14 protein-coding genes and 3 riboswitches are annotated in these 23,950 nt (G+C 34.9%); of the genes, 11 read left to right on the forward strand and 3 right to left on the reverse strand.

Going from position 1 to position 23,950, the window contains the following annotated elements:
- Window positions 1-56: 56 nt before the first annotated feature.
- Together F0362_RS02200 and F0362_RS02205 are read left to right on the forward strand one after the other, a co-directional pair.
- The gene (locus F0362_RS02200; protein ID WP_001081910.1) at window positions 57-746 is read left to right on the forward strand and encodes a Crp/Fnr family transcriptional regulator; all 690 of its coding nucleotides are present in this window, start codon (window positions 57-59) and stop codon (window positions 744-746) included.
- Window positions 747-903: 157 nt separating this feature from the next.
- Window positions 904-1,587, forward strand: coding sequence for a hypothetical protein (locus F0362_RS02205; RefSeq protein WP_000251634.1), 684 nt, complete (start codon window positions 904-906; stop codon window positions 1,585-1,587).
- A gap of 122 nt (window positions 1,588-1,709) precedes the next feature.
- Here the strand turns inward: F0362_RS02205 and F0362_RS02210 are convergent, their stop codons facing one another.
- Window positions 1,710-3,044 (reverse strand): FAD-binding oxidoreductase, encoded by a 1,335-nt coding sequence (locus F0362_RS02210; protein WP_149889626.1) that lies wholly within the window; start codon window positions 3,042-3,044, stop codon window positions 1,710-1,712.
- Between the two features lie 400 nt (window positions 3,045-3,444).
- Between F0362_RS02210 and F0362_RS02215 the strand changes: the two genes are divergently transcribed.
- The 4 genes from F0362_RS02215 (at window position 3,445) to F0362_RS02230 (ending at window position 10,999) form a co-directional block, all read left to right on the forward strand.
- A complete protein-coding gene (locus F0362_RS02215) occupies window positions 3,445-5,109 on the forward strand; it encodes a glycoside hydrolase family 13 protein (RefSeq protein WP_001044719.1) in 1,665 nt (554 codons plus the stop codon).
- A 205-nt stretch (window positions 5,110-5,314) separates the two neighbouring features.
- The gene (locus F0362_RS02220; RefSeq protein ID WP_000705554.1) at window positions 5,315-6,952 is read left to right on the forward strand and encodes a PTS transporter subunit IIBC; all 1,638 of its coding nucleotides are present in this window, start codon (window positions 5,315-5,317) and stop codon (window positions 6,950-6,952) included.
- Window positions 6,953-6,956: 4 nt separating this feature from the next.
- A complete protein-coding gene (locus F0362_RS02225; RefSeq protein ID WP_000772006.1) occupies window positions 6,957-7,748 on the forward strand; it encodes an endonuclease/exonuclease/phosphatase family protein in 792 nt (263 codons plus the stop codon).
- 305 nt (window positions 7,749-8,053) lie between these two features.
- Window positions 8,054-10,999: a YhgE/Pip domain-containing protein gene (locus tag F0362_RS02230; protein WP_016090734.1), complete on the forward strand. Its 2,946-nt coding sequence runs from the start codon at window positions 8,054-8,056 to the stop codon at window positions 10,997-10,999.
- 35 nt (window positions 11,000-11,034) lie between these two features.
- Here F0362_RS02230 and topB read toward each other — a convergent pair whose 3' ends face one another.
- Window positions 11,035-13,224, reverse strand: coding sequence for a DNA topoisomerase III (gene topB / locus F0362_RS02235; protein ID WP_000047307.1), 2,190 nt, complete (start codon window positions 13,222-13,224; stop codon window positions 11,035-11,037).
- A 190-nt stretch (window positions 13,225-13,414) separates the two neighbouring features.
- Window positions 13,415-13,524, forward strand: a riboswitch (TPP riboswitch).
- Between the two features lie 72 nt (window positions 13,525-13,596).
- Here topB and thiM point away from each other — a divergent pair.
- From thiM to ilvA, 3 genes are all read left to right on the forward strand, one after another.
- Complete coding sequence (gene thiM, locus F0362_RS02240; RefSeq protein ID WP_001056099.1) at window positions 13,597-14,406, forward strand: hydroxyethylthiazole kinase; 810 nt, start codon at window positions 13,597-13,599, stop codon at window positions 14,404-14,406.
- Between the two features lie 13 nt (window positions 14,407-14,419).
- Entirely contained in the window at window positions 14,420-15,079 is a 660-nt protein-coding gene (gene thiE / locus F0362_RS02245) for a thiamine phosphate synthase (protein ID WP_000984529.1), read from the forward strand.
- 108 nt (window positions 15,080-15,187) lie between these two features.
- Window positions 15,188-16,396, forward strand: a complete 1,209-nt coding sequence (gene ilvA / locus F0362_RS02250; RefSeq protein ID WP_000634737.1) for a threonine ammonia-lyase — start codon at window positions 15,188-15,190, stop codon at window positions 16,394-16,396.
- A 67-nt stretch (window positions 16,397-16,463) separates the two neighbouring features.
- Here the strand turns inward: ilvA and F0362_RS02255 are convergent, their stop codons facing one another.
- A complete protein-coding gene (locus F0362_RS02255; protein ID WP_000498718.1) occupies window positions 16,464-17,777 on the reverse strand; it encodes an anaerobic C4-dicarboxylate transporter family protein in 1,314 nt (437 codons plus the stop codon).
- Window positions 17,778-18,059: 282 nt separating this feature from the next.
- A riboswitch (cyclic di-GMP riboswitch) is annotated at window positions 18,060-18,144 on the forward strand.
- 134 nt (window positions 18,145-18,278) lie between these two features.
- On the opposite strand from F0362_RS02255, the gene F0362_RS02260 reads away from it, so the two are divergent.
- Together F0362_RS02260 and F0362_RS02265 are read left to right on the forward strand one after the other, a co-directional pair.
- Complete coding sequence (locus F0362_RS02260; RefSeq protein WP_000761068.1) at window positions 18,279-20,021, forward strand: methyl-accepting chemotaxis protein; 1,743 nt, start codon at window positions 18,279-18,281, stop codon at window positions 20,019-20,021.
- A 133-nt stretch (window positions 20,022-20,154) separates the two neighbouring features.
- Complete coding sequence (locus tag F0362_RS02265) at window positions 20,155-23,736, forward strand: non-ribosomal peptide synthetase family protein (RefSeq protein ID WP_149889627.1); 3,582 nt, start codon at window positions 20,155-20,157, stop codon at window positions 23,734-23,736.
- A gap of 52 nt (window positions 23,737-23,788) precedes the next feature.
- Window positions 23,789-23,890: riboswitch (TPP riboswitch) on the forward strand.
- Window positions 23,891-23,950 lie beyond the last annotated feature (60 nt).

The raw sequence follows: 23,950 nt of genomic DNA on the forward strand, positions 1-23,950 counted from the left end.
TTGAATACGCTTTCTTGATTTTTCGCTCCAACATACAGCAAGAGAGAGGGAATCTTATGAATAGACGGAACGTAGTTAAAGATTTAAAGCAATTTGAATTATTTGCTCATTTAACAGAAAAGAAATTGAAAGGTTTGACGGAGTTTGTCTATTGGCGAACTTATAAAAAGGGTCAATTTTTATTTTTAGAAGGGGATTCAAGAGAAAGAATTTACTTCATGTTAGATGGTTTTGTAAAGTTAGAGCGGGTAAATCAAAGTGGAAATTTATTATATGATGACTATGTAAAGCGGTATTCTATTTTTCCTTATGGTGGTATGTTTACAGACAGAGGATATAACTATACGGCAGAAGCGATGACAGATGTAGAGGTATATTATATTCCGACAGTAATTTTTGAAGATATGGTGAAATCTAGTAGGACGCAATTAATGTACGTTGTTCAGCAATTATCATCAATATTAAAACTAAACGAAAATCGAGTGCAAAACATTACAATTCCTAATGCACAAGATCGAGTCATTCAAACATTAAATTATTTAATGCAAGATTTAGGAGAACAGAGTGGCGAAACGATTGTAATTTCATGCCCACTTACAACAATTGAAATATCGAAAATATCTGGTACGTCTCGAGAGACGGTTAGCGGCGTATTAAAACAATTAAAAAACGATAGTATTGTTACGATTCTGGATAAGAAAATTACAATACATAATCCAACATATTTTGAGGAAGTCTCTATGTGAAAATTGCATATGGATTTTCTAATTCATACTGTATATTAATAAAGTTCTTTATATATTTATAAGGAGCTTTTTTACGTTACCCTCTATAAAAAGATTGTATAGCATGGTAATAATAGCTAAAATCGATAATAAAAAAGTAAGGGGAAGGAGAGAAAGAATGGTCCGAATTGAGTATGATCGATTAGTAGATATTTGTTACAGTATAGGGGTTTTGTTATTATTAAAAATTCCAAACGATAATGAATTAATTGGGGAAAAACTATTCAATTTCTTTAATGTTCCGGTATATACATATACTTATATGGATTATAAAGTCTCAAATATAGTAATCGTTTCTTTCATACTACATGTAATCGCATTTATATTATTTGTAAAATGGTTAGTAAAAAAGAAATCTAGTACATTTAGAACAATGAATAAGATAAAAGTAGTAGGCATTAGTATTTTGATTTTAATGATGCCGTTTATGCTAAATAACATCCTCCAGACATTGAATAAAACATGGTACTACGCAGGAAAAACAGGGGTAGAGGCGATAGAATATAAAAAAGAAGATAGTCAATGTAGAATGGAGAAGAATGGAGGGGATATTGAACAAAAGTGCATTGTTACTTTAAAAAATTATCGTAATCATTCACAAGCATTAAAAATTGTTTTATATGATAATGCAACAGAAACTTCCAAAAGTTATCCAGTACCGAAACCAGTCTATTTACAAAAACATGAGACAAAACAATTGGAATTTCAAATTCCTGTTGCTTATAATAGCGGTATTGAAAAAGATAAAGTACCAAATATTAAATTACATTCATTGCATAAAAATGATGAGAAATACAATTAATCCGTAATTGAAAGTTTATGAGTAGGAGCAATAATTTGAAAAGATATAGAAAATCAACTTGAATCATCCAACATGCTGCGAGGTAACGGCATATTGGATGATTTTTTATTTTATCCCCTTTTTTACGTATGAAAGGGTGGGATACTTTGTTGAAAACGAAAAACATTGCAAGGATCATATATAGTTTTCACTTTACGTAATCTGTGAAAGTTAGAGCCATAGTAACTAGTTTGCCAATTTTTAATGTCGATATCGGGCCAATTGACATAATCACCTAGTGTATAAGGATATAAGCTTTCTCTTAAATCTTTAACCCAGCGTATATTTCGATTTTCTTCATCATCGCATTTCCAAGAGGTAATGTATTCTTGCGCAATAATTGCTTTGCGATGGAAATAAGCTGTTTCAGTAGGCGAAATATTTTCCACAGCACCTACGAGCGATTGGTGCCAAATACTCGCATCTTTATTTGGTGCATGAGAAAGAAAATATTGCATAATCTGAATGCCTTTAAGAGGGATAGGTTTATATACGTAGGAACCGGACCGTTTGAAGTTTTCAGGGATGTTGCCACTGTTAAAAAATTCAACAGCCTTTATATAAGGAACTTCATCTATAAAGAGAGAGGGGGTACCAGTTTCAAGAAGCGGTGATAATAAGGAATGGAGTTCAGAGGGAGAGCCAACAAACTCACCTTGTGCTTCAATTTTATTTTGTTGCTTTGCGAATAATTCAATTGATGAAGTGAGACGTTCATCTATATAAGGCGCCCAGTTTTGCCAAGCTTGAAATGCAGCGATAAAATCTTCCCATTCCCATGTGATGGAGAAGATTGATACATTTTTTATAGGATGTACTCGAAAAGTTAAAGAAGTAACAATTCCGAAGTTTCCACCACCACCGCCGCGGCACGCCCAAAACAAGTTAGGGTTTTCTTGTTCGTTTGCACGAATGATTTTTGCGCCCAATTTACCGCATGCTTGTACCATTTCAACTTCTACTAATTGATCACATGTTAATCCAAATAAGCGTGAAAGCATACCGATACCACCACCAAGTGTTAATCCAACAATTCCAACACTTGCACTTGTACCAGCCGATATTGTAACACCATAATTCCAAAGTTCTTTATAAACCGTACCAAGATTTGCACCAGCTTCAATTGTTGCTGTTAATTTATTTGTATTAACAGTAATGCGATGCATTTCACTCACATCAATAATAAGTCCTCTATTTAAAAGAGAAAAATTTTCATAGCTATGACGTCCGCTTCTTAAGCGAAATGGTATATGACGTTCACGTGCCCATTTTAAGGCATTACACACATCATTTTTATTTTGGCAAAAAACAATAATACAAGGGAGTTTTGGAATACTTAAATTTAAATTTATTCGGGCTACGTCATAGTCAGGATCTGAGGGAACAACGATACGACCTGTTAATTTTGTTTGTTTCAATTTATCACTCCTTTCTAAAATAAGCAGTGCTTTTTATTAATATATGAAAAGCGTATGTAACGTGCGTGGACAAGAGCAGGTAAGAATGAGATTTACCTTTGTGAGAAATAAATAAAGTGAAGGCTAATAATCAGTGGGAGTTTTGTTCCTCCCCCACTGATTATTAGCCTTCACCAATCGGACTTTAACGGGCAGCCCGATCCTCGCCGAACTTCTTTGCTTTCGCTGAATTTTGAGGTGGGGTTCTTACTGCCCGGCCAATAGCGGGATAAAGCATAAGAATAAGGAATCTACATAGAGTTCAATGAAAACAGTTGCAAACTATTCATATTTTGTTATGATAGTGTTACGAAAACGTTTGCATAAAATTTCCGATGGGATGCAAAAGGAGAGAATGACTATGAATAAGACATGGTGGAAAGAAGCAGTTGCTTATCAAATTTATCCACGAAGCTTTATGGATTCAAATGGTGATGGTATTGGAGATTTACAAGGTATTATTGCAAAGCTGGATTATTTAAAAGATTTAGGTATAGATGTAATTTGGATTTGTCCAATGTATAAGTCTCCCAATGATGATAATGGTTATGATATTAGTGATTATCAAGATATTATGGATGAGTTTGGTACAATGGCGGATTTTGATGCTTTATTAGATGAAGTTCATAAGCGTGACATGAAGCTTATTATTGATTTAGTTATTAATCATACGAGTGATGAACATCCATGGTTTATTGAATCTCGTTCATCTAAAGACAATCCGAAGCGTGATTGGTACATTTGGCATGATGGTAAAGATGGTGCGGAACCAAACAACTGGGAAAGTATTTTTAATGGTTCGGCATGGGAATATGATGAAGTAACAGAACAATATTATTTACATTTATTCTCACGTAAACAACCAGATTTAAACTGGGAGAATAAAGAAGTTCGTGAAGTGTTATACAATACAGTTAATTGGTGGCTTGATAAGGGAATTGATGGTTTCCGTGTTGATGCAATTAGCCATATTAAAAAAGAAGATGGCTTCAACGATATGCCAAATCCAAAAGAATTAAAATATGTACCATCTTTTGATAAACATATGAATGTGGATGGTATTCAACCTTTATTAGAAGAGTTAAAAGAAAATACATTTTCTAAGTACGATATTATGACTGTTGGTGAAGCGAATGGCGTTAAGATTGAAGATGCTGAGCTTTGGGTTGGAGAAGAGCAAGGTAAATTCAATATGGTATTCCAGTTTGAACATTTAAGCTTATGGGATGCAGAAAAGAAGAAAGACCTTGATGTTGTAGGATTGAAAAAGGTATTAACGAAATGGCAAAAAGGATTAGAGAATAAAGGATGGAATGCTTTATATATCGAGAATCACGATAAGCCACGTATCGTTTCAACGTGGGGAGATGATAAACAATATTGGCGTGAAAGTGCAACAGCTCTAGGAGCGATGTATTTCTTTATGCACGGTACACCGTTTATTTATCAAGGACAAGAAATTGGTATGACAAATGTTCAGTTACCAAATATTGAAGATTACGATGATGTAGCAATTAAAAATTTATATCGAGAGAAGATTGCAGAAGGCGTATCACATCAAGATATGATGGAAATTATATGGGCTTCTTGCCGTGATAATTCACGTACACCTATGCAGTGGAACGATGAGATGAATGCTGGTTTCACAACAAATGCACCTTGGTTTGGCATGAATCCAAATTACGAAGAAATTAATGTTGAAAAGCAAAAAAATGACGAAAAGTCTATTTTCAATTTCTATAAGACAATGATTGCCTTGAAAAAAGAGCACGATGTATTGAATTATGGTACGTACGATTTACTTTTAGAGGACGATCCACAAATTTATGCATATACACGTACGTTACAGGATGAAAAAGTCATTGTAATTAGTAATATCTCAAAAGAGGAAGCTGTGTATAATGAGCCTTTATTCGCACTAGAACGCAAACGTTTGCTTTTAAATAACTATGAAGTTGCGGAACATGAACAATTAACTACAATCACGTTAAAACCTTATGAAACAAGGGTTTATCGCATTTCATAATACAAAAAGATGCTCCTTGAGCATCTTTTTTTATGAAAAAAAATAAATTTCTATTGCAATGTGAAAACGCTTTTATTAAAATAGATTTATGAAAACGGTTGCGTAACAAAAAAGATAAAGCAATATGAGGAATCGTTTTCATAAGAGAAACAGAAATTATAATTTAAATCATTATGTTGTTATAAATAAAGGGGAGGAAGAACAGATGAAAATTACGTCTTTTGATTTTTGGCAAAAGTTCGGGAAAGCATTATTAGTTGTTGTAGCTGTAATGCCAGCAGCTGGTTTAATGATTTCCATCGGTAAGCTAATTGGAATGTCTGCTGGGGATATTAACGCAGTTCATACTATTGCTCGTGTAATGGAAGACATCGGTTGGGCAATTATTACAAATTTACACATTTTATTTGCAGTAGCAATTGGGGGATCTTGGGCGAAGGATCGCGCAGGTGGTGCATTTGCAGCACTATTAGCATTCGTCTTAACAAATCGAATTACAGGAGCAATATTTGGCGTAAACGCTCAAATGTTAGCGGATTCAAAAGCGACAGTTTCTTCAGTATTAGCAGGAGATTTAGTTGTAAAAGATTACTTTACTTCTGTACTTGGTGCACCAGCATTAAACATGGGAGTTTTCGTAGGTATTATCACAGGTTTCTTAGGAGCTACTTTATATAACAAATACTATAACTATAATAAACTGCCACAGGCATTAGCATTCTTTAATGGAAAACGATTCGTACCATTCGTTGTAATTGTTTGGTCTACAGTCACTGCGATTGTATTATCACTTTTATGGCCATTTATCCAAAGTGGATTAAATGAATTTGGTCGCTGGATTGCAGCATCTAAAGATAGTGCGCCAGTTGTTGCGCCATTTGTATATGGAACGTTAGAACGTTTATTATTACCATTCGGATTACATCATATGTTAACGATTCCGATGAATTACACAGAGCTAGGCGGAACATATACGATGTTAACTGGCTCAAAAGTTGGACAAATTGTAGCAGGACAAGATCCATTATGGCTTGCATGGATTACAGACTTAAATAATTTATTAGCAAGTGGAGATACGAAAGCATATAACGATTTATTAAATAACGTTGTACCAGCTCGTTTCAAAGCTGGACAAGTTATCGGCTCAACAGCAGCGTTAATGGGAATTGCTTTTGCGATGTTCCGTAATGTTGATAAAGAAAAACGTGCAAAATATAAACCAATGTTCTTATCAGCAGCATTAGCAGTATTTTTAACAGGTGTAACAGAACCAATTGAATTCATGTTCATGTTTATTGCACCAGTACTATATGTTGTATATGCTATTACAACAGGACTTGCATTTGCATTAGCAGATTTAATCAACTTACGTGTTCACGCATTTGGATTTATTGAGTTAATTACTCGTACACCGATGATGGTTAATGCAGGACTAACAAGAGATTTAATCAATTTCGTTATCGTTTCATTAGTATTCTTCGGTCTTAACTTTACATTATTCAATTTCTTAATTAAAAAGTTCAATTTACCAACACCAGGACGTGCAGGTAACTATATTGATAATGAAGATGAGTCATCAGAAGGAACAGGAAATGTACAAGATGGTTCATTAGCAACAAAAGTTATTGATTTATTAGGTGGAAAAGAAAATATTGCTGACGTAGATGCTTGTATGACGCGTTTACGTGTAACAGTAAAAGATTTAGATGTTGTTGCACCAGAAGCGCAGTGGAAACAAAATGGTGCTTTAGGACTAATCGTAAAAGATAAAGGTGTACAAGCAGTATATGGTCCGAAAGCTGACGTATTAAAGTCAGACATTCAAGATATGTTAGGTGCGTAATAATATGAAATTGCTAACTTTAAACTGTCACTCTTGGCAAGAAGAGAATCAAATGGAAAAGATAAAATATCTTGCTAAAGTCATTCAAGAAGAAGAATACGATGTCATCGCATTGCAAGAAGTCAGTCAGTCGATACAAGCTGAAAATGTATGCGGTAACAAGAAAAAAGATAATTTTGGACTTTTACTATTAGAAGAGTTAAAAGCGTTACATGTAAAAGATTACAATATTACTTGGGATTTCTCTCATATTGGTTATGATGTGTACGAAGAAGGATTAGCGATTATAACAAAGCATACTATTATAAAAGAAGATACGTTCTTTATATCAGAAAATAAAGATACAACGTATTGGAAAACACGTAAAATTGTAAGTGCAACAATTGCTTATAATGGTAAGGATATAACGTTTTATTCTTGCCATCTAGGTTGGTGGAATGATGAAGAAGAATCATTCCAAGGTCAAGTCGATCGTTTGATGGAGCGTGTAGATAGCAATGAGCTTTCCTTCTTAATGGGGGATTTTAATAATAATGCTCGTTTGCAGGGTGAAGGTTATGAATATTTGATGCAAAAAGGTTTGTACGACACATACGAACTAGCGATAGAGAAGGATGAAGGAACAACTGTCCAAGGCGAGATTGCTGGTTGGGATGAAAATAAACATAATTTGCGAATCGATTTAATAGTGTGTAACCAAAGTAAAAGAGTTCGTTCTTCAAAAGTTATTTTTAATGGTACAAACCGAAATGTAATTTCAGATCATTTCGGTGTAGAGGTTCAATTAGATATATAATAGAAGAAATCCTCACAGGTAATAAAAGCTGTGAGGATTTTTTTTAGGAATACAAGTATTTCCAAGAGAAAATACTTGTATTTTTTATGACATTTCCTATATATTTGTTATTATTGAATGTAAAACTAATTTGGTCATTTTGTATGCATACTTTTTTTACTTCGTTATATAATGAAGTAAGTGAAATATTTAATGGAAAAAATAGTGTGTTTTCGTTTAATCCACGATGTAGAAAGTGATATAATTGCAAAATGTATGTATCATTTTCTAAAGAAGGAAAAATATATAATTAGGTGATAACTTCTATGAAACAAATTTGGCGTATTTATAAGACAGATTTACGGAATGTAGCTAAACATTGGGCTGCAATTGTTATTGTTTTAGGGTTAATGATTTTACCATCGTTATATGCATGGTTTAACATTAAAGCTTCTTGGGATCCATATGGAAATACAAAAGAAGTTCCCATTGCAGTTTCTAACCAAGATGCAGGCTCTAATTTAAGAGGGAAAGATATCAATATCGGGGACGAGATTGTAGATTCTCTTAAGAAAAACAAAAATCTTGGCTGGAAATTTGTAGATGAAAAACAGGCAATTTACGGAGTTGAGCGTGGAGATTATTATGCAAGCATTACGATTCCGAAAGACTTCTCTGAAAAAATTGCAACTGTTCTGGATGAAAATCCACAGAAACCAGAACTTGATTACTATGTAAATGAAAAGGTAAATGCGATTGCACCGAAAATTACAGCAAAAGGTGCATCAGGTATTACAGAAGAAATTAGTAAAAACTTTGTTAAAACAGCGAATGGTGAGATTTTTAAAATCTTCAATGACCTTGGAATCGATTTAGAAACAAACTTACCAAGTATCGAGAAAGTAAAAGATCTTGTCTTTAAGTTAGAAGCGCAGTTCCCAGAAATGAATACACTGATGGATAAGGCGTTAGATGATGCGACTCGAGCAGAGGATGTTGTGAAAGTAGCGCAAAAAGAGCTGCCAGTTGTAGAAAGTGTTATTAATGATGGTCAAGAAGCGTTAGGGAATTTAGATAAGTTCTTTGCAAGAAATGATGAAACATTGCAACGTGCTCCAGGAACTATTAAGAATAATTTAATTGTAATGCAAAAAGGTTTAGATGGTGCTGCGGCAATTACGGATTTCTTAAAGAATCCATCATTGGATTTCAATCTGGCACTCCCAGATCCATCCAAGTTCCCGGAATTGCCAAATATAACTATCCCGCAAATACCAACGCTTCCAGAGTTACCGCAAGTGAATGGCGAGGGATATAAAAATATTGCTAAAAATATTGATCAAACTGTAAATAATGTTTTTAGTTCAATACGTGTTGGAACAACGTATGCACAAGGCGTTATAAACGGATTGCAAAATGGTAATTTTGACCCAGAAAAAGCGAAACAAGATCTTAACAAGGTTTCTGAAACTCTTCAAGGTCGTGCAGATAGTGTTTCATATGTAATTGATGTCTTTACTAAATTTAAAGAATCTGTACCAACTGATTCTGGAAAAGACTTCTTCCAAAAACGAATAGATAAATTAACAAATCTTAAATCAGCTATTGAAAATGCAAATGGTGGCGTTAAAGATATCGCTAATATTATTGGTACAGGGCAAGAAGTGAAACAAGATGTAAGAGATGCTACTAATAAAAAGTTAGATGCAATCAATAACTTAGTAAATCAAGCAGAAGCAGATTATAATGCGACGTTTGTAGCGGATTTTGAAAAAGCAGTAAGCACAGCTGAACAATTGAAAAATAAGGCTGATAATGTAAAAGAAGATGCTCAGCAGCTTAGAGGCAATTTAAATCAAGATATAAATAAAGCTAATGAGATATTAAACAATGGTAGAGAGAACTATGATCAGGCTGTAGCGGATTACGCAAAACTAAAAACTAGTCTTGAAAAGGCAAAAGAAGATTTAAGTAATAAAGGTGTTAACGGCTTAGATTCTACAAAAGTAGCCTTAAATGAATTAAATGGGCAGTTTAAAGCAAGTTGGAATTTAGCTAATGACATGATTCCAGTTCTGGAAAGTACAAATAAAGTTTTAGCGGATGTGAATAGTGATAAAAACCTTAATGGTACAATTTCTAAGTTAAATAAAGCAAAAGATGGTTTGCAAAAAGGAATGGATTTAACTGATAAAGGAATTGACGCTATTAATAAAGGTCAAAAACCAGCAGCAGATGTTATTGAGAGTATTAATGAAGTGTCTAAAAATGTTTCAGCACAATTAGGCGATATTTTGGCTAAATATGATTCAGAAATTACTCCGAATTTCAATGCAGCAATTGCTCGTACAAAAGAGATGTCTAAAAACACAACTCAAATTTTAAGCGAAGCAGACAAAAAGCTTCCAGATGTTAAAAAATTACTAGAAGATTCATCAAAAGGCTTAGTAGACGGTAGAAAGAAATTAGCAGACATTAAAGCCGAAATGCCGGAGACTGAGAAAAAGATTAAAGAATTAGCAGATAAAATTCGTGATTTTGAATCTGAAGAAGATTTAAAAGACATCATACGCCTATTGAAAAATGATGTTGAAAAGCAAAGTGATTACTTTGCAAATCCAGTAAATTTAAAAGAGAATAAATTATTTGCGATGCCGAACTACGGTTCAGCGATGTCACCATTCTATACAGTGCTTGCATTATGGGTAGGCGCATTATTAATGGTTTCATTATTAACAGTAGAAGTACATGAAGAGGGCGCAAATTATAAGAGCCATGAAGTTTACTTCGGACGTTTATTAACATTCTTAACGATAGGTCTTTCACAAGCGTTTATCGTATCAATGGGAGATATATTCTTACTCGGTACGTACGTAGTCGATAAATTCTGGTTTGTGTTATTTAGTTTATTTATTGGTGGAGTCTTCGTTTGTATCGTATACTCACTCGTTTCTATTTTCGGAAACGTTGGGAAATCGATGGCGATCATTTTACTTGTACTGCAAGTAGCAGGGTCGGGCGGAACATTCCCAATTCAAATGACACCGGCGTTCTTCCAAGCACTTTATCCGTTCTTACCATTCACGTATGCAATTAGTGCAATTCGTGAAACAGTGGGTGGAATGCTTTGGGATATCGTAACGAGAGATTTACTTGTACTAAGTGCTTTCGTAGTAGTTATGATTGTTGCTGCATTATTACTGAAAACACCAATTAATAAATCAAGTGAAAAATTCGTTGAGAATGCAAAAGGAAGTAAAATCATTCACTAAAAAAAGGTTCCTACCTCCGGTAGGAACCTTTTTGTTTAATCAAATTTTAATTTCTTTAATGCTTCTGCGAACGGGTTATTTAATGGTTCTTCTTCTTTGTTCTGTTGTTTCATATATTTTTGAACGTCACGCTTATCAGCTTTGTTTCCAGATTCTTTTTTACGTCGCTCCTGGAATGTCGATAATTTTTCGCGATAGCCACATTTACATGCAAAGATTTGACCTTCACCCTCACCACGTAGTTCTAGTTTCTTCTTACATTGTGGACAACGAGCGTTTGTTGTACGAGATACATTTTTACGATGACCACATTCACGGTCTTGGCAAACGAGCATTTTTCCTTTTTTGCCGTTTACTTCTAGCATTGGTTTACCACAGTCTGGACAAGACTTCGTTGAAATGTTGTCATGTTTATATTTTTTATCACTTGATTTAATTTCAGAAACAATTTCTTTCGTATAGTTCTTCATTTCAGAAATGAAGACTTCTTTTTTCAGTTTACCCTTTGCGATAGCCTCAAGTTTTTGTTCCCATTCACCAGTTAGTGTAGGAGATTTTAACTCTTCTGGTACTAAATCAAGTAACTGACGGCCTTTTGATGTAATGTGAATATCTTTACCACGCTTTTCAAGTAAAAATGAATTGAAGAGTTTGTCGATAATATCTGCACGTGTCGCTACAGTGCCTAATCCACCAGTCGATTTTAACGTATCAGCAAGTTGTTTATTTTGCGTATCCATATATTTTGTAGGATTCTCCATTGCTGAAAGTAAAGTCGCTTCATTAAATCGTGCAGGAGGCTTTGTTTGACCTGATGTTTGCATAATTAACTTTACAGCTAATGTATCACCTTTTTCAATGTGAGGTAGAAGCTGCTCTTTTACGTCATCAGTTACATCATCGTCTTCAAAGCGATTTTCGTATACTTCTTTCCAACCAGCGTGTAAAACCGTTTTTCCGCGTGCAATGAACGTTTCATTACCAACTTTTGTGCGTAACGTTAGTTGCTCGTATTCGAATGCAGGGAATAAAACAGCTAAGAAACGTTTCACAACTAAATCATAAATTTTACGCTCTTTATCTGTAAAGGATGAGAAGTTAACGTATCCTTCTGTTGGAATAATTGCGTGATGATCGCTTACTTTACTATCATCAACAAATGATTTATTAGGCTTAATTGGCTTTTGTAGTACTTTATGTGCTAACGGACGATATTCCCCGACACCGCACGCTTTTAGACGTTCTGGAAGTGTTCCAACGATATCAGATGAAATGTAGCGTGAATCTGTACGAGGATACGTTAACACTTTATGTTGTTCATATAATTTCTGCATAATGTTTAATGTTTCTTTAGCAGAGTAGCCAAACTTTTTATTTGCATCACGTTGTAATTCAGTTAAATCGTAAAGACCAGGAGAGAATGACTTCTTCTGTTTTTTATCAATTTCCACAACAGTGGCATTTTGTTTATCTAGATTTTTTACAATACCATCAATTTTTTCTTTATTAAAACTACGGCTATTACCGTTTGCATCTTGCCAAGTTAGTTTTAACTTATCAGTTGTTTGAGCTTCGATACCGTAGTAAGTTTGAGCTTTGAAGTTTTTTATTTCATCTTCACGACTAGCGATCATAGCAACAGTAGGTGTTTGTACACGACCACAATTTAGTTGAGCGTTAAAGCGAGTTGTTAAAGCTCGAGTCGCGTTAAGGCCGATATACCAGTCAGCTTCTGAACGCGCAACTGCTGAAGCGTATAAATTGTCATATGCCTTACCTGGTTTTAAATTTGCAAAACCATCTTTAATTGCTTTATCGGTTACAGAAGAAATCCATAAACGTTTAATTGGTTTATTCAACTTAACTTTATCGATAATCCAGCGTGCGACTAATTCGCCTTCACGACCTGCGTCTGTAGCGACAATAATTTCATTTACATCTTTTCTAAGTAGCTGGCTTTTCACAGCATTAAACTGTTTACCAGTTTGTTTAATAACCGTTAATTTCAAACGCTCCGGTAGCATCGGTAAGTCTTCTAAATTCCACTTTTTATATTTCACATCATAGCTTTCTGGATCTGCTAATGTAACGAGATGACCTAAAGCCCAAGTTACAATATATTTACTACCTTCAAGATAACCGTTTCCTTTTTTATCACACTTCAGTACACGAGCAATATCTCGCGCAACGGAAGGTTTTTCAGCGATTACAACGCTTTTTGACATATTAAAAACATCCTTTCAAATTTCCATAAGTTAAATATAGCATACATTTTCTTGAGATTCAGTTTCGCTCGAGGTTTGAGCTGTTTTAGTGGAATGAACAAAACTCCCACTGATTAAAGTTTCACTTTATACGGAAAAGTAAAGAACTTGTTATTTTACTAGAATAAGAGTAGACTTTGAAGTAGATGAATAAGAAACACATGGGAGTTTGTGGATGCAAACTGAGAGTATGACTAATCCGTCATTGACCATTTGAACCTGTTGGATAATGCCAGCGTAGGGAGAGTGTAAAAGCACATGTTCAGGCACTTTGCATACGCGCAAAGTGCCTTTTTGTGTATCTCCCATCATTATAGTTAGGAGATGAAAAGGATGAATATGAAAGAAATTAGTAAAGTAGTGGATTTAGTGAGGGAATCTAATCCGCTCGTTCATAATATTACAAATGTTGTTGTAACAAACTTTACAGCGAACGGTTTGTTAGCACTAGGGGCATCGCCTGTAATGGCGTATGCAAAAGAAGAAGTAGCAGAAATGGCTAGCATTGCGGGAGCGTTAGTATTAAATATGGGAACACTTCGTCCCGAGGAAGTAGAAGCGATGTTACTTGCTGGTAAGTCGGCTAATACGAATGATGTACCAGTATTGTTTGATCCTGTTGGCGCAGGAGCAACATCGTATCGAACAGAAGTTGCGAGACATATTCCAGCTGAAATAGATCTAGCGATAATTCGTGGGAATGCAGCTGAAGTAGCTAACGTTATTAATGAGAGATGGGAAATTAAAGGGGTAGATGCTGGTACTGGAAATGGCAATGTTGTAAATATTGCAAAACAGACAGCAGAGGAATTGAATACAGTTGCGGTCATTACTGGAAAAGAAGATGTCGTTACAGATGGAGAGCGAACGATTCTTATTCGAAACGGTCACTCTATTTTAACAAAGGTTACTGGAACGGGTTGTTTACTAACTTCTGTAATAGGAGCATTTATTGCGGTAGAAAAAGATTATGTAAAGGCAGCAGTAGCAGCAGTAACATTTTATGGTGTAGCTGCGGAACTAGCAGCTGCTAAGACGGTAGAAAAAGGGCCTGGTAGTTTCCAAATTGAATTTTTAAATCAATTAGCGAATACAACTTCCGGTGATATTGAGAAGTATGGGAAGATTGAGGAGTTAGAGTAAGGGGATGAAACACATGATGCGCATTGAAACCAAGAAAATGTCTAACCTATTACAAGTGTATTTTATTATGGGAAGCAATAATTGCATGAAGGATCCGTTAGCTATATTGAAAGAAGCGTTAGACGGTGGAGTGACACTTTTTCAATTTCGTGAAAAGGGAGAAGGGACTTTAACTGGAGAGGATAGAGTGCGTTTTGCAAAGAAATTGCAGGCGCTTTGCAAGGAATATGGTGTTCCTTTCATTGTAAATGATGATGTAGAATTGGCCGTTGAATTAGATGCAGATGGTGTTCATGTAGGACAAGATGATGAAGGGATTACATCTGTTCGTGAAAAGATGGGAGATAAAATTATCGGTGTATCTACACATACAATTGAAGAAGCAAAATGGGCGATTGAAAACGGAGCTGATTATTTAGGAGTTGGCCCTATTTTCCCAACGAGTACGAAAAAAGATACGAAAGCTGTTCAAGGAACGAAAGGTTTAGCTCATTTTAGAGAACAAGGAATTACAGTGCCGATTGTTGGTATCGGTGGGATTACAATTGAAAATACTGCTGCCGTTATAGAAGCGGGTGCGGATGGTGTTTCAGTTATTTCTGCAATTAGTCTAGCGGATTCTGCGTATGAAAGTACGAAGCGATTAGCTGGGGAAGTAAATAAGTGTTTGTAGATAAAAGACCATGTAGTATGAAAATACTACGTGGTCTTTTGTCGTATAAAACAAAATATGCCGCCTAAACTAGTATGTATAAACATATATTGTTTCGGAGGCGAAGGCATGATTGTATTTCAGGATATTATAGCTGCTTATGAGAAAATGAAGGGCATTGTACATATGACCCCATTAGATTATTCAAGTACATTTAGTGAGTTATCACAGAATGAAGTGTATTTAAAGCTGGAGAATTTACAAAAGACAGGCTCTTTTAAAGTACGTGGTTCTTATAATAAAATGGTTTCTCTCGAGAAAGGTGATTTAGAAAATGGTGTTGTTGCGGCATCTGCTGGAAATCATGCGCAAGGAGTCGCTTATTCTAGTAATATGCTTAGTATTCCTTGTACGATTGTGATGCCAAAAGGTGCTCCGTTAAGTAAGGTACTTGCGACAAAAAAGTACGGTGCACATGTAGAATTACAAGGTGATGTATTTGATGATGCATTAGCTTATGCACTAGATTTAAAAGAGAAGACAGGAGCGAAATTTGTACATCCATTTGATGATGAAGCAGTAATTGCTGGTCAAGGTACAGTCGGTCTGGAAATATTACAACAGCTGGAAGATGTAGAGGCTGTTATTTGTCCGATTGGAGGTGGAGGATTAATTGCAGGAGTTGCGATGGCAATTAAAGAACAAAAGCCATCAGTGAAAATATATGGGGTGCAGACACTTGCTTGTCCGGGAATGAAACAGTCACTTGAGGAAAAGAAGGTAATAACAGTAGAGTCGACGCCAACTATGGCGGATGGAATCGCGGTTAAAAGGCCAGGTGATTTGACTTTTGAACTTGTACAACGTTATGTGGATGATGTGTTTTGTGTAGATGAAATGGAAATTGCACGAACGATGTTAATGCTTCTTGAACGGAACAAATTGTTGGTTGAAGGGTCTGGTGCGAGCTCATTAGCTTCTTTGCTTTATCACAAAGTCCCAATAAAAGAAAAAAAGGTCGTATCCGTACTAAGTGGTGGAAATGTCGATGTAAACTTTATTTCGCGTATTATTGAGCATGGAATGGTTGAAGCAGGACGCTTCATTCACATCGCGACAATGATTAAAGATAAGCCAGGCTATTTGCATCATTTGCTCGAGATTGTAACAAATTTTGAAGCGAATGTATTAAATATACATTTAGAACGGATTGGTACAAAGGTATTTCCAGGATATGCGCAATTGCACTTGTCATTAGAAACGAAAGATAGAAATCATATTGAAGAAATATTGAGTGGTTTAAAAAAGAAAGGGTATGTTGTAGAAGTTATTGATTGAAAAAATTAAACAAACGTTTAATTAAAAAAGCACAAACCCTTTTAAATTATAGGTTTGTGCTTTTTATTTAAAACATAATTGAAATTAAGAGCATTCCAATTCCGATAGAAGTAAAGGTTGCGATTAAGCCGGGAATCATGAAGCTATGATTTAAAACGTATTTACCGATACCTGTTGTACCAGTGCGGTCGAAGTTAATGGCAGCAACAATTGTTCCGTAGTTTGGAATGAAGAAGTATCCGTTTACTGCAGGGAACATAGCAATCAGTAATGCTGGCGGAATACCAAGAGATAGTCCAAGTGGCATTAAGGCACGAACTGTTGCTGCTTGGCTGTACAGTAAAATAGATAGAATGAATAATGCGATAGCAAATAGCCATGGTGCACTTGTAACTAAGTGCTGAATTGATCCTTGAATCATATTTAAGTTTCCGTTAAAGAAAGTATCTCCCATCCAAGCGATACCGAAAATAGCAACAACCGCTGTTGCTCCAGCTTTAAAGACGTTACCAGACACAATGCTTTCTACATTTGGTTTACAGAAAATAATAATAAGAGCTGCGATGGTTAACATAACCATTTCAATTGTGTTTGGCATGGAAAGACGAACTAGCTTCCCGTCAACCATCCATCCTGGACGAAGTGCTTCAAATGAACCAAGAAGTACGACAAGGAAAGTTCCTACTAGGAAAAGAATAACTGATAATTTAGCGCCTTTTACACCTACAAATTCTTTTTTCTCTTCAAGCTTAGGAATCATACCTTCTTTTAATCGTTTTAAGTATTCAGGGTCTTCATTTAGTTCTTTCCCCATTTTACTAGCAACGAATGCAGCTACCATACAAGCGATGAAAGTAGAAGGGATACTTACTTTTAAAATATCTAATAAAGTAATTTTATAGTCAGCTAACATTGCTAAAAGGGCAACTGTAGCAGCTGAAATGGGACTAGCTGTAATTGCTTGTTGAGAAGCAATTACGGCAATTGACATTGGTCGTTCTGGTCTAATTCCTGATTCACGAGAGACTTCTGCGATAACAGGAAGTACAGAATAGGCAACGTGACCAGTGCCAGCACATAGTGTGAATAAATAAGTAACAATTGGAGCGAAAAATGTAATGCGCTTTGGATTTTTTCGTAAAGCTTTCTCAGCTAGATGCACAAGATAGTCCATTCCTCCAGCGGCTTGTAAAGCACCAGCAGCAGTAATTACTGCTAAAATCATAAGCATTACATCGATAGGAGGAGCGGTTGGTTGCAAGTGGAAGACAAAAACGAGTATTGCCATACCAACTCCGCCCATTACTCCTAAGCCAACTCCGCCTAGGCGTGCACCAATAAAAATGCAGAGTAATAAGGTAAGAAATTGTAGCCAAAACATGATAAATTACCTCCGAAATTCATAAGTTAAGATATATTCGAATAATTTAATTTAAATGAAAATTAGTGAAATATCCGAAGGGATCTTTGATTTATATACGTTTTTTATTATATAACATAAAAAAAGTAACATTCACGTATTTTGTTAAATTATTTCGAAAAAATAATACATTAGAATTTTATATTTATATCTCTAAATAAGTAGACATTTTAATTTAAATGTTGTAACCTTGGAAAGAGAATAATTTAATTCTCATAGAACTCCCATATCGTTCAACTCGTTCAGCGAGAAAGGCAAACTGATGGAAACATGAGGGCGCAAAACTATAGGGGCTAAGGTCGAGAGGCTATGCTAGCCAGTTACCGGACGGATAGGGTTGGTCTTGACCAATGCTTTTTACATTGGTCTTTTTTTATTCTCGAACATATTGAGAATCATTTCAAACAAAATATTCATATATTTTGTTTTTTTGTTTTAAATAATTAAGGAAGGTGAATATTGATGAAAAAGTATTGGCATAAGTTATCGTTTCTTCAAAAGAACGTCTTATTAACTGTATTAGTTATTTTGACGCTTGTTGGAAGTATGGGCGCGTTAAGTTTCAATTTGTTTCAAAATAGTATGATGTCTTTATTTGAAAGGCAGTCTATTGAAACAGGAGAGATAGTAGTACATGACTTGGATACAGAATTAGTTAAAGATATGGCGAAAGATCCTACAACTGAAAGAGTAAAAAAAGAAAAGTTAACAGAGCAATTAGATGAAGTGACAAAAGGTTTAAAAAGTGTGGGACAAACGTATGTTACAGGGGCAAAGCCGAATGAAAAACGAGAATTACAAATCGTTGGTTTGACTACAGAGTTAGCAAATGCGGTGCCTGTAAAGTCGGGAGATTATTATGAACAACCGACTCATTGGATGAATGCATATGATAAAGTGATGGATACGAAAAAGGCCCAAATGACAGAAGTATATGAAGATGAATTAGGTTCGTGGGTGACAATATTAGAACCAATTAAAGATGGAGAAAACAATATTGTTGCAATTGTTGCGGCTGATTTAGATGCTTCTATCGTTCCTAGTACAAAGAAGAATTTTTTGATACAGGGTTTACTCTTTATTATTATTTCATTAGCAATCGCGACTATTGCTCAATTCTTTATCGTACGTAACTCGTTAGCTCCATTAAAAGATTTACGAGAGGGATTACGTAAGATTGGTGAAGGTGACTTAAGTATTAAATTAAAAGAAAGACCAGATGATATTGGAATTATTAATGTTTATTTCAATGATACGATTGAGAAATTTAAAGGGATTATAGATAAAGTTAGGCAGACCGCTGAGCAAGTTTCTTCTTCTTCACATGAATTGTCGGCAAGCACCGAGGAAAATAGCATGGCAGTTCAAGAGATTGCAAGTTCTATTGAAGGTTTAAGAGTGGGGGCACAGTCTCAAGAAACTTCAGTCCAACAATGCTTAGGAATTGTGCATGGAATGGAAGATAAGGTAGAAGAGATAACTGGAGCTGCGGAACAAGTTGCGGTTGCCTCAGAAGGTATGGAGCAACATTCAATTGAAGGTAATGAAGTGATTGGACAAATTATTAATCAAATGAGTTTAATCCAAAATGCAGTGAAAGATTTATCTTCTATTATTTATTCATTAGAAACAAGATCAAAAGAAATTAGTGATATTGTAACTGTAATTACAGGTATTTCAAATCAAACAAATTTATTAGCTTTAAATGCTTCTATTGAAGCTTCGCGTGCTGGAGCAGCTGGAAGAGGATTTGCAGTTGTTGCTGATGAAGTACGTAAATTAGCAGAACAAACTGAAACGTCAGCGAAAGATATAGCAAAATTAATTAGTGAAACACAAGCTGAAACAGAAGAGGCTGTAGTTTCAATGCAAAAAGGTTCAAAAGAAGTAGAATCTGGAATTTCACTTGTTCAAAGTAGTGGTGCTTTCTTTGAAAAAATCTCGAAATCAGCACAATCTGTTAAAAATCAAGTGAAAGCTGTTTCTGGCAATTCGAGTGATATTTTACAAAATAGCCAGAATATCGTTCAAGTCGTAAATGAATTATCACATATTGCAAATACTTATGCGAATAGTAGTAGTAATGTTGAAGAAAGCATGAAGGAGCAAGAAATATCAGTACAAGATATTGCAGAATTAGCGACTTCTTTAAGTTGGCTTTCTCAGGAATTACAAGAGCTAATTGGTGAGTTTAAAAGCGAATAAGGAAAAGTGAAACTTTAATCAGGGGGGCAGCCCCCTTTGATTGTGAGTTGAACAAATCTGCCCGTTAATACGGGATAATAAAGGTGTGAATTTTCACACCTTTATTATATTTAGGAGAGGAATTTACATAAATATGAAATTAGCGATTTCTTATAATGAGATGGTAAAAGAATTTTTAGGGAAAGTAGAAGGGAGTATTCAAATACCTAAAGATGCGCAAAAGATAGAGTTTGGAATACAAAGAAAAACTATACCATTTCCAAAATTGACTCATATTGTAGATTTAATAGGAGCAACTGCAACGTGGTTGTATCATATTTCTAAAGAACAGCACATTATCGTGCTTTACCATACAAGAGGAAGTTTATTTCCTATTACTATTCAAGTTTCTAATTATCTTTCCTATGAAAGTTTGAACTTTCAGATTGTAGAGCAAGTGGAACAGATCCAAAAAATGAACGAGGGAGAAATAGTAGCGTTTCAAAATAGTAATGATTCATCTGAAATGTCACCTATTATTATTGGTGAAACGTATTATGAGCTACAAGACAAGAATACGTTACAATTTGTATTCAATAAAAATATGCAAAGTGTAGAAATGATATTTAATAGTGTTAATTGGAAAGAGACAACGATTACTCGTTATGCACAACAAATACAAGGTGTTTTAATTTATACATCACAAAATGCTAATAAATGTATAAAACATTTTAATGTTGTTACAGAGGCCGAGATGGCACTTTATAGTCAAGTGAATGATACGACAGCAGTATATCCTGAGAAAAGTATCGTCGATATGTTCTATAATACTGTTACTCAATTTCCAAATCGTATAGCTTTATCTTCAAGGGAAGGTACTTTAACTTATGAGGAGCTAAATAAAAAAAGTAATCAAATAGCTCATATGTTAATGAAAAACGGCGTCCAATTAGGAGACTATGTTGGAATATTTATGAAACGTAGCATAGACACAGTAGTAAGTATGGTAGCTATATTAAAAGCTGGTGCAGCGTATGTTCCGATTGATCCAGATTATCCGGAAAGTAGAATACAGTACATTATTCAAGATAGCCAAGCGAAAGTTATATTGATGAAAGAGACGCCTATAACATGTGATGGGGTTCAAACAGTTTCAATGTATGATAGTGAAACTTATGAAGATATAGATGTAAAGTTGTCTATTCATTGTGATGATGTAGCTTATATGATTTATACATCTGGTTCAACAGGGAATCCAAAGGGAACGATGTTAGCACATAGAGGCGTTGTTAATCTGTACACTTGGATGCAAAAGCAATATGAATTGACAGAAGAGGATGTATTTGCCCAATTTCCTTCCTTTAGTTTCGATGCTTCTGTATGGGAGTCATTTGCTTCTTTATTCTGCGGAGGAAACTTGTATGTATTATTAGAGGAAGAGCGATTGTCTGTAGAAGCATTTGCAAATGCAATCTATAAAGTGAAAGCAACTTCGATCTTGGCATTAGCGACAATTTTTGTTCGACAAGTAGCAACTTATTTAGCAGAAGAAAATATATATAAGCTAGCTTCCCTGAAAAGAATTGCGATTGGCGGTGAAATGTTGCCTGTAGAGGTTATTAAATTGTGGAGAGAAAGAATAAGTACAAATGTTGAAATTCATAATGTATACGGACCGACAGAATGTACTGTAGTGACGACAACCTATAAAATACCTAATCAGTTAAATGAGGATGTTGCGAGTATTCCCATTGGTAAACCATGTGCTAATTATCAAGTTATGATTTTGGATGAGAATATGAATCTTTGTCCAATTGGTGTACCTGGTGAATTATATATAGATTCAGTAGGATTAGCAAAAGGGTATTTTAATAAGCCTAATAAAACAATTGAAGCTTTTATTCCGAACCCCTTTAATCCTATAGTTAATATATATAAAACGGGTGATATCGTTAAGTTGCTAGAGGATGGAAATATAGAGTTTTTACATCGGAAAGATGATCAAGTAAAAATTAGAGGACATCGTATTGAACTAGGAGAAATCCAAAGTAAAATTTCTCAAAATCATAATATAAAAGAAAATGCTGTTTTTGCTAAGAAGAGCAAGGAAGGTAGCCAATATTTAATCGCATTCTATACAACTTTGAACAAAAAGGAAATACCAGAATTAGTTTATCAGTTACAAGAGCAGTTACCGGATTATATGGTACCATCTAAATTAATTTATATTAATGAACTACCACTTACACCAAATAAAAAGGTTGATGTTAAAAAGTTAGCTCAATTAGAAGAAAAGTACGAGCCGGTTCGTCTACAGGAATATGTCGCGCCTTCTATTAAAGCGGAGAAACAGATAGCGAAAGCTTGGGCAGAGGTATTAGGAATTTCAAAAATTGGAGTGCATGATGATTTCTTTACAATTGGTGGACATTCGTTGAAAGTATTGAGAGTCTTAACATTGTTAAAAGAAGATTTTTCACATTTAACAATTCAAGATTTCTTTAAAGAAAGAACGATATATGGATTAGCTAGAATTGAGAGAGAAGTAAAAGTAGAGACAGAAGAAGTATTTCGTGAATATAAGGTGATTCACGAACCGAATACTATTACTTATTCGAATGTTTTAGAAGACACTAACATCTCAAATGTCTTTTTAACTGGAGCTACTGGTTATTTGGGGTCGCACATATTATATGAATTATTGAGAGATACATCTGCTACCATTTATTGTTTAGTAAGACCGACGAAAGATGTGCAACAAAGAATTATCGATACATTAACAAGCTACTTTAATGATATATGTGAAGAGTGGTTACAGCGTATACAGGCTGTACCTGGTGATTTGGGAGAAGAGTATCTTGGGATGAGCGAAGAGGAATTTATTTTAATTAGTTCTAAGGTCGATACGGTAATTCATTGCGGTGCAGATGTAAGACATTTTGGAGATGTAAAACAATTTAAAAATGTGAACGTCCAAGGCACGAGCCGTATGCTAGCGTTAGCCGAGAATGGTGCTACATTCCACTTTATCTCTACAATTGGTATTCCGATAGAATTAGCGGTAGAGCAATGGGATACATATATGGAAACAGGTGATTTCAATTATAATGTAGAGTTAGAGAATGTGTATTCCGATAGTAAACTACAGGCGGAAAATCTTGTTCGTGAAGCTTTGAAGAGCAGCATACGAGGGAATATTTATCGTGCAGGTAACCTAGCATGTCATTCAGAAACGGGTTCGTTCCAACAAAACATTGAAGGAAATGCATTTTATCGTCTTATTAAAACGATGCTTCTAATTGGAAAGGCACCAAATGTGAAGTGGAAAGTTGATTTTACACCAATTGACTTTGCCAGTAAGTCGATTGTATCGTATTTACAAGATCCAAAAATTGTAGGAGAGACGTTACATATTTGTCATCCACATCAAGTTGAATTTGAACATTTTATAAAGCTAATTGAGGGATGTGGATACAATCTTGAAATGGTTCCACTTTCGGAATATGTAAATATCGGGCTTGAATTAGCAAAAGGAAATGAAGAAATAGCAGAGTTAATTGCTTCTCAAGTTGCAGGAGATGGAGCACAGCAATCTGAAATTGTCATGGGTACTCGTAGAACAAATGAATGGACTAAGAAAAAAGAGCTGATAGTGCCAGCGATTAATAAAGAATTTATTCAGTTGTTATTAGCTCATGGTGAAAAAGTTGGATATTTTCCAAAAGTAATGAAATGATTATGTACGCTTTTGTTTGTTCAATAAAATAAATCATGCTACAATGAGAACGAATTAAGAACCGGGGAGCCAATTGGCTGAGAGGATGTAAGTATACATCGACCCTCAACCTGATCTGGATAATGCCAGCGTAGGGAGTTACTTTAAAGTGATGTAGCATAAGTTATTATAGAATAACTTGTATACAAGGCTTTCCTACATGGTAGGAAAGCCT

The sequence above is a fragment of the Bacillus sp. BS98 genome (genome assembly GCF_008432245.1).
GTDB classification, from domain to species: Bacteria; Bacillota; Bacilli; order Bacillales; family Bacillaceae_G; genus Bacillus_A; species Bacillus_A toyonensis.

Excerpts from the sequence above, each read along its gene's own strand:
- F0362_RS02205 (WP_000251634.1), top strand. The coding sequence starts at position 904 with ATGGTCCGAATTGAGTATGATCGATTAGTAGATATTTGTTACAGTATA.
- ilvA (WP_000634737.1), top strand. The coding sequence starts at position 15,188 with ATGATTGTATTTCAGGATATTATAGCTGCTTATGAGAAAATGAAGGGC.
- F0362_RS02225 (WP_000772006.1), top strand. The coding sequence starts at position 6,957 with ATGAAATTGCTAACTTTAAACTGTCACTCTTGGCAAGAAGAGAATCAA.
- F0362_RS02220 (WP_000705554.1), top strand. The coding sequence starts at position 5,315 with ATGAAAATTACGTCTTTTGATTTTTGGCAAAAGTTCGGGAAAGCATTA.
- F0362_RS02255 (WP_000498718.1), bottom strand. The coding sequence starts at position 17,777 with ATGTTTTGGCTACAATTTCTTACCTTATTACTCTGCATTTTTATTGGT.
- F0362_RS02200 (WP_001081910.1), top strand. The coding sequence starts at position 57 with ATGAATAGACGGAACGTAGTTAAAGATTTAAAGCAATTTGAATTATTT.
- topB (WP_000047307.1), bottom strand. The coding sequence starts at position 13,224 with ATGTCAAAAAGCGTTGTAATCGCTGAAAAACCTTCCGTTGCGCGAGAT.
- F0362_RS02265 (WP_149889627.1), top strand. The coding sequence starts at position 20,155 with ATGAAATTAGCGATTTCTTATAATGAGATGGTAAAAGAATTTTTAGGG.
- thiM (WP_001056099.1), top strand. The coding sequence starts at position 13,597 with ATGAATATGAAAGAAATTAGTAAAGTAGTGGATTTAGTGAGGGAATCT.
- F0362_RS02215 (WP_001044719.1), top strand. The coding sequence starts at position 3,445 with ATGAATAAGACATGGTGGAAAGAAGCAGTTGCTTATCAAATTTATCCA.
- F0362_RS02230 (WP_016090734.1), top strand. The coding sequence starts at position 8,054 with ATGAAACAAATTTGGCGTATTTATAAGACAGATTTACGGAATGTAGCT.
- F0362_RS02260 (WP_000761068.1), top strand. The coding sequence starts at position 18,279 with ATGAAAAAGTATTGGCATAAGTTATCGTTTCTTCAAAAGAACGTCTTA.
- thiE (WP_000984529.1), top strand. The coding sequence starts at position 14,420 with ATGATGCGCATTGAAACCAAGAAAATGTCTAACCTATTACAAGTGTAT.